Here is a 16,669-nt window from a genome sequence, read left to right on the forward strand (position 1 = left end):
GTCGCCGGCCGTGTCAGGTGCCGAGGTCGGCAACGAATCTCGTCGGTTCGTCCAAGACAGTCTGCGCCCCCGCCAGGTCGGAGAAGCGGATCGCGAGGGTCGATTCCGCAAGTCGGGCCGGAAGCGCCTCGCCGAACTTCAGCCCCTTCACCGCTCGGGTGTCCACTTCAGGGAGACAGAGCTGTCCTGATGCGTCTGCGAGAGCTTGCTTCCATATCTGCGGATTGACGTCTTCCCTGAGCCGAACCCAGCAGTCATTGATGCGCTGCGCAGGGGCGGCCACCGCACCGAGTGAGGCAGCGAGTGTGGCATTGGCCCGGTGACCCGCCCACGTCCACCAGCGCGCATAGCCACCGTTTCCACGCACGATCAGTGTTCCGCCCGGATGGACGGCCTCCATGAAGTGGTCCCTCGCGTCAGCGAGAGAGGCCACGGCTCGCCTGGTGAGGCTCACCGGTGGATCAGTTCCGAGGAGCACCTCGCGGACCGCTCGGGTCAGCTCGAACGACGTCGCCCGGCTGAACCCGAGTCCACTCCACTTCGCCTTCCCGCCCCCGTCCGTCGACTCCACATAGCACCGTTTGCGTCGCCAGTCGATGTACGTGACCACCCAGCTGCGACCCGCAAGAAGGAGCTTCCGCGGCCCTTCGACCTCCTCCGTCAAGAGATCGGGGTCGGTGCGACCGATCTCCACGCGGCCCTGGAACACGGTGAATTGGGGCGGGGCTGTGAAGACCGCCGTGAGGCCCATGAAGTGACGATGCCCAAAACGGCGTTCTGCCTCCAGACCGATGAACAGCATGCCACCGTCCCGATCGAGGTAGCCCTCGTTCACAAGGTGCTTCACAATCGGCTCGGCGGGCTGTCCAAAGGGACCAAGTCCGTTCCACCAATCCCGCCACAGCTGGTCGCCGACCTGGTGTTCCTGCAGACAGAGCGCGAGGAGCTGCTGGGCGACGATGTGGCGCGGCTCGGGTGGGGCGACGACCGGCTCCACCCAGCCGCGTGACCACAACAGGAGCATTCCGGCCGCGGACAGCAGTCCGTCTTCCGTCAGCGCCAGGAAGAGACAGTTGCGTGTCGTGTCGGCCCTCCGCCCCGTTCTGCCGAGCCGCTGAAGGAAGGACGCGACCGTGGCCGGGGCGTCGATCTGGATGACCCGGTCGAGGTCGCCTACGTCGATGCCCAGTTCCAGTGTGCTGGTGGAGACGATCACACAATCCCGCGCCTCCGCGAACGCCTGCTCGGCGCGCCGTCGCTCATCGACCGACAGCGAAGCGTGGGAGAGGAAGGTGGTCACTCCTCGGAGACGCAGCTTTTCTCCCAGCTCCTCCACGAGTCGCCGCGACTCGCAGAAGACGAGCCGCTTCTCTCCCTGGTGCAAGGAAGAGATCACCCGGGCGGCGTTGTCGACGGAACCGACATAGTCGAGCTGGACGTCACCGGGGGGCGACTGCGTCACAGTGCTCGTGACACTCGGAGCAGTGAGGTGGGATGCGACCACTCGTGCCGGGCGGCTACCGGCCCCGGTTCCCTGGAGCCAATGGAGGAGTTCTGCCGGATTGCCTACGGTGGCTGACAGCCCTACGCGCTGGATCGGACGCCCGACGGTCTTCTGCAGCCGCTCGAGGAGCGCGAGCAGGTGCCATCCCCGGTCGTCTCCCGCGAAGGCGTGCACCTCGTCGACCACGATGGTCCGCAGCCCGGAGAAGAACGCCTTGTGGTCGACGTTCGCGCTGACCAGCATGGCTTCCAAGGACTCAGGCGTGGTAAGCAGGACGTCGGGTCGGTTGTTCAGAATGCGCTTGCGGTTGCCTGCGGTGACGTCGCCGTGCCACAGGGCAGCGGTCCGCCCGAGCCACGACGTGTATGTCTCCAGGCGCGGCAGCAGGTTGTTGAGCAGGGCTTTCAAGGGGCACACGTAGAGGACCGAGGTGCTCTGCCACCGCTCCGCGGTCATTCGCGACAGCAAGGGGAACGAAGCAGCCTCGGTCTTTCCCCCGGCAGTGGGGGCCAGCAGAATCGCGTCCTCGCCGGCCATCAGGGGCTCGATCGCCTCCTCCTGCAGCGGACGAAGGGCCCGCCACCCGAGGGAGTTGACGATGTGGTGTGTCAGAACGGGATCGAGGTCGTCGAGCGCGCTCACGGAAGGTCCAGTTCGATGTCGTCCGCATCGGCCCTGGCGGCATTCTTCTCGACCTCGTTGAGCTCGGCGCCGGACACGGTGAGCGCATAGTGCCGACGCGGCTCAAAGTCGTCGAACTCGTCGACACGGTCCAGGACATCGGCGACGAGCTTGCGCAGGAACAGTCGGGGGGCGACCCCCACTTTCCCGCCGAGACCGCCCGTGACCGCCGTGGCAAGCTCCGTCAGGTACGCGTCGTCGACGCGTGCTGCGATCCGCTCCGGGTTACGTGCCGCCCCCGCGTACAGGTCGCGGACAGTGCGGCCGAGTTCTCCCAGCCTCGGCAGGTCGAAGCCGGCGAGGCGTAGTTGCACCGCACGTGGGGAGTCGAATCGAGGATCGGTGGTGAAGTCGGTGGCGAGGCGTTGAGCGAGAGGGGCGAGCCGCTGGACGCCCTGCTGTCCGTCGTAGAACGCGGGCGTGCCTGTGATCACCAGGAACAAGCCGGGGAAGCGTCCGGTGTCGATCTCGTCGAGCAGCTGCCGCAGGGCGTTGAGCCCCTTCTCCCGTACGTCGCCGCGCACCCGCTGCAGAGTCTCGATCTCGTCGAGAACCACGAGAAGTCCCGGATGGCCGCAGTCGCGCAGCACGGTCAGCAGTCCCTGCAGGAATCCCATAGCCCCGAAGTGGTCCAGGTCTCCACGGACCCCCGCGGCTCTGCGGGCCGAGGCAGCGACCGACTTCTGGCCACCCAGCCAGGCGATGAGCGCCTCGGCCGTCGCGCTGTCGCCTGCGGCACGGGCCTCGCGATAGCCGCGCAGGGCCGCCGCGAACGCGGGCGTCGTCCGGGCGACTTCGCCAAGACGCTGCTCCATCAGCTCGTCGACGGCCGCGGCGAGCGCCTTCTCGTTGTCGTCCGCCACCTCACCGGCGTCGAGGATCTCCTCCTCAAGGGTGTAGAACCACGAATCGACAACTGCCTTGAGCGCGCTGGGCTGATGGGTGGCAGTGGTGAGCCGTTCCGTGAGGCGTCGGTAGACCGTCTCCAAGCGGTGCAGGGGTGTTTCGGTCTCGGAGATCTGCACTTCCGTGGTGGCCAGACCCGCGCGCTTGGCCCGCTCGGCCAGCCAGCGGGCGAAGAACGTCTTGCCGGAACCGTATTCGCCGCGGATGGCGTGGAATGCCGACCCGCCACGCGCCACTGTCTGGATGTCGTCGTCCAGTGCGGCGGTGAAGCGATCGAGCCCGACCGCGAACAGATCGAGCCCTGCCTGCGGCACGGTGCCGCGCCTCAGCGCGTCCACCACTTCACGGCGGCGGGCCGCGCTGACCTCGGTCAAGCCGGTCACGGCTGCTCCGTTCCGAATTGCTCACGCAGAAGCGGGACGTTCAGTTCTACGGTTCGCCCCGCGTCCACCAGGTTGATCACGCCGTAGCCTTCGACGTTGAGAAGGCGCTGCACCACAGTGACGAAGATTTCCGGGTTCCGCTGCGACCTGCCGGTGGCAGCCGTCGCGGCGGCTGCCACCGCGTCCGGGGTCAGCTTCCCACCGGCCTCGGCGAGCGCGTCGATCACCGCAGCCACTGCCTTGGCATCCGGTGCTCGGCGTACGAACGCCTTCTGCGTCTGATACCGCTGTGTCCGCACGACCTTGCCGCCGAGCGTCACCGTCTCCGTTGACACGTCGGCCGCTGCGAAGAGCCCCTCGCCTGCCTGTACTTCCTTCGGCTTGCGGCCCCGACGGCTCGCCGAAGACTCCGGCTCCACGTCCGCTGCAGTCTCGGTGCAGGGTTCCCACCAGGACGGCACGCTCTGTTCGGGCGGCATTACGACCCATCCCGACGGCACCAGCTCCTGTGAAGGTACCAAGGCGATCAGCGGTACGGTCACCTCGGCGATCGAGGCCCCGCCGTGGTACCCGGCCTTGCGCGGCGTGTATCTGATGTCCTCACGCCACGGCGCCACGATGGCACCGTCGCCTGCCAGGACGCGCGGTCCGCTGAGCTCGACCTCACCCTCGTCGGGTGTGCCCGTGCGCCAGCGGGCGCTCTGTACGCCGGTCGCCTTCATCGGTCCGCGGCCCTTGGGCGAACGGTCGATGACATGGCCATGGTCGGAGACGAGCAGGACGGGACGGCCATAGCCGCGGGCCGCGTTGAGCAGATCCAGCAGGTGGCTAATGTCCTTGAGCCGCCAGGTGGTGCGTTCACCCTCCTGTCCGTGGTCCAGCGCGTCGTCGATGGTGTTCAGTACGACTCCCACCACGCCGTCGCCGGCAAGCGCCTCCAGCAGCTCGGGGGCGAGGCGGTGCCCTTCGACACCGCCGATCTGCCCCTTGTGGAAGAGCGTCCCCGTGCGCCGGTACCGCTGCCACAGGGCGGCGAACCCCTTGCTCTCCGCTGGCTGCTTGCCGCTCGTCGCCGTGCCCGACAGCAGCGAGGCCCGGCTGATGGTGGTGACCGACGGCAGCATGGACACGGCCGCCTGACGCCGTGCGGCTTGCCCCCCTTGCGGTGCAGGGACGATCTCCGTCCAGACGCGGCGGTCGATCTCGTCCCCGAGCTGCGCCGCTATGGCCGCGCTCATGCCGTCCAGTACGAGCACGAGTGGCGCCACTGGCGTCTTGTTCGCGCCGGCGAGTGGCACAGCCAAGGTGGTGAGTACGTCTTCGATGAGAAGCGCGCCCGCCGGCGCCTGTGTCGAGGCAGCGAGGGTCCAGCCCGCGAGCCGGGCGGCGAAGTGCTCGTCGATCACCGTGCGCCGGGCGCGAGCCTTGCCGATGAGCTGGTGATACGCCTGGCCCACGGCCGACTCGCCCAGCGGGTCCCCCTCGGCGAGGACCGCAAGCGCGCGGTCGACCCATCCCCACTGCGCGAAATGCTCACTGACCGCTTGCCCCACCGATGCCACGATGGGCTCGGGTCCGTCGAGCCATCGCACGACGCGCACCGCCATGCGTGCGGCATTACAGCTCGCCGGGTGCAGACGGGCCAGCTGATGAGCCAGGACGTGGTCCAACGCTGCCTCGGCTTCGTCGGACGAGGCTTCCAAAGCGGTGGCCAGGTCCCTCAAGCGGGCTCTGAGGCCGGAGGGCAGCAAGGGGTCGACGCGTAGTACCTGCCCGAGTCCGGCTTCGGCAGCAAGCTGGTCGGCCCGGTCGAGTACCGCGTAGACACGCTGCCGTGCCTCGGCGCCGGAAGCGCTGTTGGCCTCGGCTTCGCCGATCCATCGGGCAAGTGTGCCGATCACCGAGGAGGTGAACGGGGGAAGTTCGTCCACCGAGCGCAGGGTCGAACCGAACAGACCCCCGAGCGCGAAACTCGTTCCAGCTGGAGCATCCGGCGCACTCAGTACGGAGCCGAGAACGCCGAGCGCCATGGCGTCCTGCCCCCTGCCGTCTGCGATGAGCGCGAGCAGGGTGGGTGCGGCCGACCCGATCACGCCGCTGAGCCAGTCCGTCAGTCCGTCACGCTCCGATTCGGCCAGTTCACGGAAGCGCGCCGGGCCGGCAGTGGTCCGGGACCAGGCGAGCAGCGCATTGGTGTCCAGATCGGGCGAGTGCCCACCCATCGTGCGGCCCAGCCCCAGACGTTCACCGACGAGAGCCTGTACGGCGGCGTCCCGCGTGAGGACGGATCCGTCGCGCGGCCAGCCGTCCGCGGGCTCGGCCTCGATCAGGGCGTCGAGCAGCCAGGCCTCGCGAAACATGCGAGGGTCGAGGTCGGCGGCCCCGAAGAGCTGTTTGACGATCTCGGCCCGGTCGACGGCGAGGCTGCGGCGTCCGACGGCGTGTGCACGCACGTCCCAGCCAAGAGCGGTGGCCGGCACATCGCTCGCGACCACGAGCAGTCTGTCGTCTTCGGGCTCGGACAGGAGCCTCTGCCAGGCGTCGACGATTCCGAGGACGGAGTCCTGATCGGTGACCCTCACCCGGCGCTGCCGACCATCGACCCGGGCCGTGAAGTCGGTGGGCGCCGCGCTGTCGTACCGGGCGTGAACCAGCAGGAGGCGACGGTCCTTGGCCCGACGCAGCTCCGTCTCGAGGAGTGCTTCGACGATTCTCCGGTCGATGAGCGGCCGTACCGCCATCAGGACAGCGCCTCGTCGCCGGAAGGTCCGCTCTCCTCCGGTGGCACGACCTGCCAGGTGATCTCGACTGCCATCCCGGGGTTGGCGGCGGAACAGGCGAGGATCTCGTCCCAAAGGTTGTCGATCGCCTTGCTCAGGGCGTTCTCCATGTGGCTCGGCTGCAGGCGCACGGTCCGGGAACCGGCCGTGCCCCCGATGCCCCCGGTGTGGACAGGTCCCGACGTCGAGCGTGTGGACGACACAGGCGGTGTGCCGTGCTGGGTGAGGTGCACATCGTCCGGGGTCGCCTGGGCAGGAGGCGTCGGCGACACAGGGTCTGCCACCTGAGCCAATCGTGCGGCGTCCTTGACCAGACCGACAGCCTTGCCGCGGATGGAGTCCAGGACCGGGACCAGCGAGCGCTCGAATTCACTCGCGGCAGCAGCCTCGGCGATCTCCCCGATCAAACGCTCCGCCCGCTCGCCGACGCCATCCCGCCGACCGGCGAAGCCACGGACGCTGTCGAGAAGCTGCCAGTCGGCGTCGTCGAGCGCCTTGAGTACATCCGGGGCGAAGGTGATCGCAGAGGCCAGCACCGCGTCCGTCGTGGCGTACGAGGCACGGGCCAGCTCCCTGACCATCGCCGTCGCCTCATGGTGACGTCCGAGGCGAGCGAGCAGATCCGCAGCGTCCTTCGCCGATGACGTCCGTGCGCTGGTGTCCGGCTCGAGCCCCAGGGCTTCTGCGTGCCGGTTCAGCGAGGTCCGGACCCCGTTGACCGACTGCTCGTACTGGTTGACCTTATCCCGTACGCCGGTGTGAAGCTTGTTCACGTTCCGGGCGAAGAGGGTGGGCTGGACCGCCACCCCGAAGATCTTCGCCGCCCTCTCCCGGGCGGTCGCGTACTCCTCGTCCGTGGGTAGTTGCTGCGCGCGCAGACCGTGGCCGGCGCCAATGTCGTTCAGCTCCGGCGCCTGGGTCAGAGGGCTGCCGCCGTGGAAGATCCAGGCGCGGTCGTCGAGGAGTGCATACGTGGCGATGATCAGGCTGCTGACGTTCTTGTCGAGGCCGGTCCAGCCGTGGTCCTTGGCGATCCACTCGCGGATCTCCTCGACGGAGAGGTCCTCGGCGCCGGGCCGGTGCTGGTGGGCGACCTGGTTGATACGCGCGCGCCAATCGTTGCGCAGGACGAGCGGGCCGTCATGAACCTGGCCGAGCTCCAGCGGTTCGACGATCTTCTTGACGGTCTTGAGGTGGTGGCTGTCGACCTCGATGCGACGGCCGCCGTCGTCCATGGCCCGGGTGATCCAGGTGAGCGCGGTCTTCAGCTCGGCAGGCGTGACGGGCTTGCGGTCACCGGCCCGGTCGAAATCGGGGTGCTTGGGATACAGGGCGTCGAAGACTCCGTCGGCCAGGTGCTGCAGGTTGTCCATGAAGGACTTGCCGCCCTGCAACTGGGGCCGCCCGTATTCGGGCAGCAGCGAGAGGATGTGCTTCCCCTCGCTGACCTCTGCGGACACGCTGTTCTCGTCGACCTTGGCGATGCCGTAGAGCTGTGCGAGCGTGGCGGTCAACTGCGACGTGAGGGTGTCGCGCTGGGCGGCCAGCTGATGCCGGACACGGACGCGGTCGTCGGAGGCGAGATGCCCGGCGTAGTCGTCGAGACGGTCGCGCTCAAGCAGGTAGTTGATCTTGATGAGCCGTCCGAGCTGGGCGTTCTTCTGCTCGGAGAAGAAGGACGGCAGCCAGACGAGGGTGGGCGCCATGAGCCCTTCGGAGCGGAGCAGCTCGACCCGCTGGGCGTCGTCGTTGGGAAAGTGCTGACCGTCGTCGAAGGGGTAGTCGAGGATGAACCGTACCCGGCCGTCCACGCCGGGGCGGAACTGCTCGGCGGGCAGCTGCGCGGTGTCGCGGACGTTCTCGAAGACGAACTCGGCGGTGCGCCGGCTGCCCTTCCAGACCATGTCGTGCTCGCAGACGAAGGCGCCGGTGTCCTTCAGTCCGAGTGCCTTCCAGAGCTGGTCCTTGACCCAGATACGGCGGGCCCCGGTGCGGTCCTCGTCGGCCACCATGTCGAGGAGCGGCTCGATGTCCAGATCGGACAGATGGAGGGTGAACACGGGGTCCTGGTCGCCGTCGGCCCGGATCTCGCCGAACTCGGCCTGCAATTCCCGCAGTCGCGTCACGACCAGCGAGCCGGGGGCGACGGTACGGGAACGGATGGAGCCGTGGTTCAGCGCGGCGATGCGCCCGCCGGTGAGTCGCTTGAGGGCCGGTACGTCGGGCGCGAGCGCGGCAAGCAGCAGAGTCTTGATGAATCGGTCGTCGGCGATGAACTTCTCGTTCTCCTCCGAGCCGTACTTCTCCAGCAGATGCGCCCGCACCTTGCTGTGGAAGGTGTGCGCAGCCTCGGCCTCGTTCTTGAGCCGGTCGGTGAACGCCTCTCCGGTGCCGTCGGAGAGCACGTCCCACAGGTCACCGAGGGGGATCAGCTCGCCCAGCTTGAAGTCGGCGCGCCGCCGCCGCAGCATCTCCTGGAGCAGCTTGAGACCGGTCCGCTCTCGTTGGAGCGCCCCGGACAGTGCCACGAGGACGTTGAGGAGCGCGGGCGAGAGGGGGTAGACGGCCCGGAAGTCCGCCCAGTCGGCGTGGGTGGCGCCGTGCGCGTCGAGCAGAACGTCCTTGACCTGCGAGCTGGTGGACTCGATGGCTCCGAAGGCCCCGTCCAGAGCCGCCCGCGCCTGCTCGTCCTTGGGCCTGAGAATGCGCTCCTTGATGATCTCCGGGAGGTTGCGGTCCTCGAGACTCACGACGTCGAAGCGGCCCGCCAGGTACTCGACCTGCTGCTCTAGGTTCTTCACGTCGGCACCGACGACGTCCGCGCCGACAAGCTGCGAGAGGTCACGCTGGCGGGAGATGAAGGACACAATGGGGACAGGACGCGCACTGTCGCCGGACTCGATCAGCTTGACCAGCTTGCTGACCTCGGAGTTCACCTTCTCTCGGTTCGACATGTGCGCCTGGAGCCAAAGGATCAGCTCGTCGAGGAAGAGGACGAGACCGTCATACCCGAGAGACTTCGCATGTCGGCTGATGACGGCGAGGCCGTTCTCCAGCGGCAGGAACGCCTGGGCATCGCCTCGGGCGCCCTCCGCGTAGGAGGACATCGGCCCGGTCAGCAGGGCCGACACCAGCCGGTCCCGGCGGGCGTCGCCTGCCGGCGCGGCAAAGGCCGCGTCCAGATCGCCAGGGGTCCAGGCCGCGCCCGAGCCGTCGATCACATCAAGATCGTCGAGGTCTCCGTCTGAGGTCCCGGGAGCGGCACCGGCGGCGGGAAGCAGAGCCACGAAAGCATCGTGGCCGATGCTGCTCCGGAGCTTCGCCGCGTCGGCGAGCATCGAGTCAGCGCGGTAGACGGGAGGAGTGGGGGCGCCCGGGTGCAGGCGCCGCACTTCGGCGACGTACCCGCCGAGCAGAGCCGAGTCCAGGTCGGTGGAGCCGACAAGGTGGTACGGCACCATGAGGAATCGCTTGCCCCGAAGCCACTCGTCGTGGTCGGCGATGACTTCCTGGAGCCGGGGCTTGGCTCGGGCGGACGGCGCGTTGTTGAGCACCGCGTGGAGCACGGTCAGGAAGTGGCTCTTACCCGAACCGAAGGATCCGTGGAGGTAGGCGGCGTGCGAGTTCCCGCCCCGGACGGAAGCGCGGACGATGCCGAGGGCTTTACCGAAGGCCAGCTTCAGCTGGTCGGTGACCACGTATTCCGCGACCCGGGCGTCGGTCTCGGTGAAGCCCCCGGTGAGCTCCACCTTGAAATCGCCGGCGTGGACGTCTTCCTTGATGTCGATGACATCCCGCAGGAAGAGTTCATTCGTGGACATCGGTGGCTCTCGTTCCCTCACTCGGCGGTTCACATGGTCCGCGCAGCGCGCTCGTCCCCCATATCTTGCCAGCTCGCAGGGGCTCTCAGCGGGGACACGGGAACTTCCGTGATGATCAGTTGATCACCACCCGCCCTTGCCCCGGGTACGTAAGCAGAGGCTCCACATACGACCAGGTGAAGGTCCGGTCGTCTTCGAGGTGCGCCTCCCCCCAGTGAATGGAGTGGATACCCTCCCCCCGGGCTGCGGTGAAGAAGACGGAGACCAGCTTGGTACTGCGTCCGAGCTCCTCGAATGCCTCGTGGAGTTTGTCGTACTCCGCTGTCGTCGGAACGTCCTCCAGCGGGAAGAGCCCTTCCCGTGGTTCAGGACCGTGCGCTGTCAGCAGGCGCTTTCGCTGAGCCGAAACATCGGCCCGCAGCCGGGCACGATCGAGAGGGATCGGCCGGTCGGAATACTTGAAGGGAAAGAGGGCCCACCCGTTGATGACCGCAAAGTCGTAGCTGCGCAACTCACGGACCGTGCCCCCGAGGGCAAGTGCTTCGTCCGCGAGCTCTTCCAGTACGGCCTCGGCCAGGACGTTCCCATACGGCCCGCGCTTCTTGAGCTCGGCCTTGTCGTGCACGGCCCTCGCCCTCTGGTGGGCACGCGCGAGCCGCTTCGGGATCCCTGCGACAAGCCCACTCGCCCGCTTCCCGAACCGCTCCCGCGCCCAGCGCGACGGCGTCGCGGCGGCTCGGTTGTTTCCGTTGCTCTCTGTGTCCCCACCCACGGCTCTCCCCCCGCCCTCGATCCGCTCTCACTTGTGTGACATGGGGATGAGACGGGGGCAAGGATGCAATTTCAGCCTTGGGGATGGAGCCGCGGCGCCAGAGTTGCTGCCTGTTCCTACGGCCGTTCGGTCTCGGAAGGCCTCGAGCCGTCGCCAGGGTCACCATCGCCCTTGGGAGGATGCGACGACCGCCCCGGCTCGACGAACGTCTCGAGAAGGATCGGCACCGCCTCGTCCGGGATCCGGAAGCCAGTGGCCCATGAGGGCTCCGTCGCCGAGCCGTAGATGGTGTGGAGCAGGAAGGACTCCTCGCCCGTCAGCAGACCCTGGTCTTCCAGCTCCCTCGCCACGGTGCTGATAGGCCGGGTGAATCCCTTGAGCTGCCGGTCGTCGGGATAGCCGGCCAGGTCGTACACGGTCGCCCGGTCTACGAAGCCGCCGTTCGCCGCGGCTGCGATGATCACCTTCGCGTGCGCCGGGTAGCGCACACGAAGGTGCTCGACGAAGGTTCCGAGGGACTGCCGGGTCCAGCCGGTCTCGACCGTCGTGTCTTCGCGGTCTGCCTCACGGAGCTGTTCCAGATCGTCGACGGAGTCCTTGTCGACATCGAGCCCGTCGAGCAACTCTTCAGCCCAGGTGAGCAGTTCGGCTGGGGTCAGCATGTACAGCTGTGCGCCCGCGTGCTCGCGCAGCTCGACCAACAGCTCGGCTCGGGGGCGAGCGGGGATGTCGCCGTCCCTCGGGTGCCACCAGTCCTTCTTGACGTCGCCGGTGACCAGCAGTACGTCGCCTTCGTGGTTCTGCGCCTCCTTGAGGAGCTGCACCCAGAGGAGATAGTCGCCGGCCGCGCGCTCCGGCGGCTTCGTCTTGAAGTCCTCGTATCCGGGAGGGATCTCTTCATCCGCTCGCTTCTGCGCTGCCTGGACCGCTTTGTCGTACTCGTCGGTCGGCAGCGGCTCCCCGATACGGCCTTGCAGGAGCGGCTCCAGCTCGGCCAGTACGGGGTCGCTGTGCGTCTCGGCCGTGCCCAGCAGAGCGTCCCGCTCGGCCTGCGCGTCGATGATCTCCCGCAGTCCGTCGATCGCCTCGGCCAGGGTCTTCAGCCCGGCGTCGATACGCAAGGTGACACCCTCGTCCTGCTTCAGCCGCACGTCCTTCATCCACCGATCGACGGCGTCGTGCGCGGACCTGCGGGCCTTGTCCAGGGCGAGCGAGGTCTCCTTCGCCCGGGTGCTGTGGTGATGGCGGATCGACTTCAGCTCGCGGTTGCGCCAGAACTCGGTGAGCACCTGATGCGGGACCCAGAGTCGGTCGCGGAGCTTGGAGAGGACAGCGAAGGTGTCCTGCCGGGTGCGGACGTTCGAGCGGTAGAGGTTGAGCAGCACGTTGGTGTCAAGGACGACCATGCCGGACTGGAAGACCCGCTCGTAGTCGCTCCTGAGCGGGGTGCGGTGAGCGCCGTCGCAGTCGAAGATCCCGCGCCCGGTGGTCCGACCCTCCGGGTTGTCCTTGTACCCCATACTGCTGCGCATTCCCCTCGTTGTCCCGGTACATGCCCGGGGCATAGGAGGCATGGTCCCAGGGTCGGCCGTGATGCGGGAGTGCTGTCTCGGCCAAATCCGACCTGGAGTGAAGTCTGATCACGGAGGTGTGGAGTGTTACGTACGGGGTGGGTGTCTCGGCGCGCGACGGGGAGGGCGATTCCGGGGCAGCGGGGTGGTGCTGGCTCCGGCGGGCAGCAGGACGACGCGGCTCCGACGCTGTCGCCGCTGCCTGTTGAGCCGTTCAACCGGCGAGTCGAGGTGCTGGTGGCGGTGATTGACAGCCCGGACGAGACGGGGCTGTCGACGCAGTTGCTGGAGGCGCAGGGGTGGTCAGTACGGCCATGGGTACCCGGCGACGGAGAAGGGGACGCGCTGGGGAGTGGGCGGCGGGGGCTGCTGGTGGAGGTGCGCCTGCACGGGGCACGGTTCGGGGCGGTGCAGGCGGCGGTCTCGGAGATCGAAGGGCTGGCTCGGCGGCACCAGGCGGGGATGTGGGTGGTGGATGCGACGCTGATCGAGCACGAGCTGGCCGTGGACCATCGGACGGTGTTTCACGCCTACCGCAGTCGCCAGGCATCATCGGCCGTAGGTACCGAGGAGCCAGGCTCCGGGAGTCGCGTCCTTGCATGGCGCACGTTGTTCGGCATGGTGACGACTGTCCGCATCGTCAAGCAGGCTGGACACCCGTCTCTCGAGGCGGTTGCTGTGCGCTTGGGGCGCGGAGCACTCACCGGACGCCCTTACGACTCCGAGGCTCTCCAACTGCGCATCCCCGTGGGCATGGAGGGCCGGGGCCTCGACGCTCCACCACCTGAGCTTGCCGTCCCGACATGGCGTGTGGTCCTGCCCTTGCTGTCCTACCTCCTCGCGGCAGTTGCGTGTGGATTCGCCGCCGGCGTCACAGACGGGCCATACGTCATCCCACCGATCCTCATCTCGTGCGCTCTGGTATGGCCTGTGGGCCGTGAGTTGACCCGCCGCCGTGAGGCCCGCCCCTTGGCCGTGCAGCTCGCGTGGGGTGCGATCGCCGCGGGACCGCTGGCGGCGTCCGGCTACCTACTCTCCGTCGTCTCGCCCGCTACGCCGGCCGAGGCCGCGCGCATGGCCTTGTATGCCGTGGTCGGACTCGCCATGCTCGCCCTGGTCCTCTATGGCCTTGCCTACGCGTTCGTGCATTCCTGGCTCAGCCGCAACGCCAACTGGGCAGTGCCGGCATTGGTCCCCGCTCTCGCGCTCAGCCTGCCCTGGTTCGGAGGGCTGCTGCACACGATGTATCTCAGGTACGGGTTCGGTATCCCGTCGGAAGCGATCCATGTGTCGGTGTATTGGTCGTACGCCACTTCACTCAAACCGGTCGGCATCGCCGTCGGCCTCGCCCTGCTGGTCCTGTCTTTCGCCGGGTGGATGCGTCACTACCACCAGTGGGTCAACGCTCAGGGGATGGTACGGGTCGGCGTTCCGCTCATGAGCCTCTTCGTCGTGGGTATGACGCTGACCGCAGGTCTCCTCGGAGCGCAGGTTGCGGCCTCCCGTGCGCAGGCTGCCGCGGCATCCGGCCGTAACCCGGCCCCGTACTACGGAGTCCAGGGCGCCCTCGTGTGTGTGAAACCGCTGAACAAGGACATCCCTGTCTTCAACGGACCGCTTGCGTCCGGCCGTCCGCTGCTGACGTTCGGCCCGTCCGGCGACCGGGTCTGGCTGTGGGACCCTCAGCGCGGCAAACCCTTGTCGGTGCGGCTGGAGGACGTGGTGGTGACGGAGAAGTCGGCGCGGGCGTGCGGCTGAGGTCACCCCCTCGACCCGGACCCGGTGGAGCGCGCGGTGTGCGCGCTCCACCGGGTCCGACGCCGAGTGAGCCCAGGCGTCAGCCGACCATCCCCCTGACGTTCTCCAGCATCGCCTGGAGCACGTACGGCGGGTCCGTCACAGCAGTGCGGGCCGCCTCCCGATACGTGGCCGCGTTCTTGTCCGACGCACCCTCGCCCGCGTCGATCAGTTGCTGCTTCCGCTCTCCCCAGGAGTGCCAACTCTCCCCGAGATACGTCTCCAGGTTGTCCTCGAACACCGTGTGCGTGTCGGCCGAACCCGTTCCCGGCCACGGTGACCGGGACTCCCCCAGGTAGCCGAGCAGGTCGGCGTTGCTCCCCGAGATCTTGCGCGCTTGCTGCTCGAAGGCGGCCTCCTTCTCCCTCCGCTTCTCCACCGCAAGGTGCCGAACCGACTCGCGCTTACGGTCCTCCATGCGCGCGTCACCGTCGAAGACCACATGACAGGGCACGCCCATCGCCGAGAGGATCGCGTGGCTGAGCAGGAGGTTGTCCCTGCCGGTCACGTCGACGAAGGTGATGCCCTCGGCCCCGAGGTTGATCCCGTTCCGCTCCGCACAGCCCTCGAGCAGCGCGCCGTCCGTCGTTCCCTCGTCCAGCACCGCCGCGTGGGCGAAGAACGCCTCCGCGAGCGAGCCTGCCATCGCGACCCCAGTACGCCGCCGGACCGCGTCCTCCTTCACCAGCCCCTCCAGCGACCGGCACAGCTCGTCCTCCGTCACCTGCCTCACTCGGGTGACCGGATGCTCGGTCCCGGCGTCGCGGGTGAGCCGACGGACCTGGTGGTAGCCGACCGGGTCGATGAAGACCGGGCTGTGCGTCGCGTACATCACTTGCGTACGCCCCTCGGGAGACGAGGTCACCAGCTCGCGGAGCACCTTCGCGAACGTCCGTGCCTGCGGCGGATGCTGGAACAGCTCCGGCTCCTCGACCGCCAGACACAGCGTCCGTGTCCCACCCTCCGGCCGCCGGCGATCCGCGAGGTACTTCAGCGCCGCGATGATCAGCGCCCGCTGGAAGCCGTGCCCCTGCCGGTATACGGAGGTCTCGGCGGCCCCGTCCTTGATGCTGACCTGGAACGCGGTCTTGGCCGGCCTCGGCGCCCGAACGGCCGGGGTCACGATCACCTGCCGCCCGGTGGTGAGCTTGGCGACCTCGGCGGAGAGAGCAGCGGAGATGTCCTTCAGGGCGGGCCCGTAGACGTTGTCGTGGACCGCCTGACGGGCGAGCTGGGCGTTCTCCTCAATCTCGCCGAGCTGAGCATCGGCCTCGGTGCGGTCGACGGCATGGTCGAGGATGCGGGCGATGGCAGAGGCCTTCTGGTCGTCCGCCTCCTCATACGCGCGAAGGTCCGCGGAGACGAAGACGAAGTCGATCAGTTGGGCGAGCTTGCTCTGCCCGGCGAACCCGAAGAAGTGAGTGTCCTCGACCTCGGCCTCGGTGAGCTGGTTCCGGTGGGCTCGCTCCCAGGCGAGCATGGCGTCGTTCATCGCCTTCTCGCTGCCGACCTTCGGCAGTCCGAGCCTAGGGGTGCTCTCCTGAAGGTCGTTGTACGCCCTGCGCTTCGGCATCGCACCGCCGGGCACGCCCCGGATCTCCTCGAAAGGCGCATACGCGAGGGCCTTACCGGTGATCTTGTCGTCGCCGTTGTCCCAGGTTCGCCAGATGCTGACGGTGGTGGCGTCGTCGGGGGCGTACCGACCGAGGGCGTCGCGGTCGAAGTCGGTCAGTCCGTCGAACTCGACCTCGACGGAGATACGCTCACCGCCCTCGGCCACCGCCGAGTGGACGTCGTCGGTGGTGAGCGCGACCGACTTTTCGCCGTTGAAGAACCAATCGAGTGCGCGGAGCACGGTGGACTTGCCGACGCCGGTCGGGCCGATGAACGAGGTGATCTCGTCGAAGGCGATGTCCACCTTGTGCAGGCAGCAGAAGTTCTCAATGCGTACGCGCTTGATCTTCACGGTCGTCCTGAAACGTGGTGCGGGCGGGCCAGTTGGGCCCGCTGTGACGGAACAAGGCTAGCGAGATGGGTGACAACGCATCAGATCTTTTTGCCTTTACCGGAAAGCACTGGGTGGTGGCGGTGCCGGCAAATCGAGTTCCGCCCGGACGGTCTTTCCGGGGCGCCGGCGCGCAGCGCATAGCCGATGCTGTCGGCGATTCGCGCGACGACGTACAGCCTGCGGCCCGACTCTTCGCTGGACGGCGGGGTGCGGGTGGTGTCGGTCGTGGGCTGCCTCTCGGTGCGGGTGTCGATGACCTCGATGCGGAGCGTGTTGGCAGCGAGGAGGAGACGGAGCCGAAAGTCCCGGCCGGGGACATGACCGTGGCGAACGGCGTTGGCGGTGAGCTCGGCCGCGATGAGGGGTGACGGTCTCGTTGGGGGTGGAGGTGAAGGGGTGGCCCCAGCCGTCGAGCCGGTGCGAGACGAGCCGACGTGCGAGCCGGG

General features: G+C 68.0%; 9 protein-coding genes. 1 reads left to right on the forward strand and 8 read right to left on the reverse strand.

The window, feature by feature from the left end; all coding sequences use genetic code 11:
* Window positions 1–13: 13 nt before the first annotated feature.
* The 6 genes from FDM97_RS23435 to FDM97_RS23460 form a co-directional block, all read right to left on the reverse strand.
* Window positions 14–2,146, reverse strand: coding sequence for a DEAD/DEAH box helicase (locus FDM97_RS23435; protein WP_137992468.1), 2,133 nt, complete (start codon window positions 2,144–2,146; stop codon window positions 14–16).
* Window positions 2,143–3,474 (reverse strand): BREX system ATP-binding protein BrxD, encoded by a 1,332-nt coding sequence (gene brxD / locus FDM97_RS23440; protein WP_137992469.1) that lies wholly within the window; start codon window positions 3,472–3,474, stop codon window positions 2,143–2,145. Before brxD ends, FDM97_RS23435 begins: the two co-directional genes overlap by 4 nt.
* Window positions 3,471–6,215 (reverse strand): BREX-2 system phosphatase PglZ, encoded by a 2,745-nt coding sequence (gene pglZ, locus FDM97_RS23445; protein WP_137992470.1) that lies wholly within the window; start codon window positions 6,213–6,215, stop codon window positions 3,471–3,473. The genes brxD and pglZ overlap by 4 nt, the downstream gene beginning before the upstream one ends.
* Window positions 6,215–10,075 (reverse strand): PglY protein, encoded by a 3,861-nt coding sequence (locus FDM97_RS23450; RefSeq protein ID WP_137992471.1) that lies wholly within the window; start codon window positions 10,073–10,075, stop codon window positions 6,215–6,217. The genes pglZ and FDM97_RS23450 overlap by 1 nt, the downstream gene beginning before the upstream one ends.
* A 115-nt stretch (window positions 10,076–10,190) precedes the next feature.
* Entirely contained in the window at window positions 10,191–10,700 is a 510-nt protein-coding gene (locus tag FDM97_RS23455; protein WP_254705729.1) for a hypothetical protein, read from the reverse strand.
* Window positions 10,701–10,963: 263 nt separating this feature from the next.
* A complete protein-coding gene (locus FDM97_RS23460) occupies window positions 10,964–12,379 on the reverse strand; it encodes a PIN-like domain-containing protein (protein WP_137992473.1) in 1,416 nt (471 codons plus the stop codon).
* Window positions 12,380–12,520: 141 nt separating this feature from the next.
* Between FDM97_RS23460 and FDM97_RS23465 the strand changes: the two genes are divergently transcribed.
* Complete coding sequence (locus tag FDM97_RS23465) at window positions 12,521–14,176, forward strand: hypothetical protein (RefSeq protein WP_175439214.1); 1,656 nt, start codon at window positions 12,521–12,523, stop codon at window positions 14,174–14,176.
* Window positions 14,177–14,255: 79 nt separating this feature from the next.
* Here FDM97_RS23465 and FDM97_RS23470 read toward each other — a convergent pair whose 3' ends face one another.
* Together FDM97_RS23470 and FDM97_RS23475 are read right to left on the reverse strand one after the other, a co-directional pair.
* Window positions 14,256–16,181, reverse strand: coding sequence for an ATP-dependent nuclease (locus FDM97_RS23470; protein ID WP_137992475.1), 1,926 nt, complete (start codon window positions 16,179–16,181; stop codon window positions 14,256–14,258).
* Window positions 16,182–16,261: 80 nt separating this feature from the next.
* On the reverse strand, window positions 16,262–16,582 hold the full coding sequence (locus FDM97_RS23475) for an ATP-binding protein (RefSeq protein ID WP_349775401.1): 321 nt from the start codon (window positions 16,580–16,582) through the stop codon (window positions 16,262–16,264).
* Window positions 16,583–16,669 lie beyond the last annotated feature (87 nt).

Origin of the sequence: Streptomyces vilmorinianum, from assembly GCF_005517195.1 — a bacterium.
Classification (GTDB): Bacteria; Actinomycetota; Actinomycetes; order Streptomycetales; family Streptomycetaceae; genus Streptomyces; species Streptomyces vilmorinianum.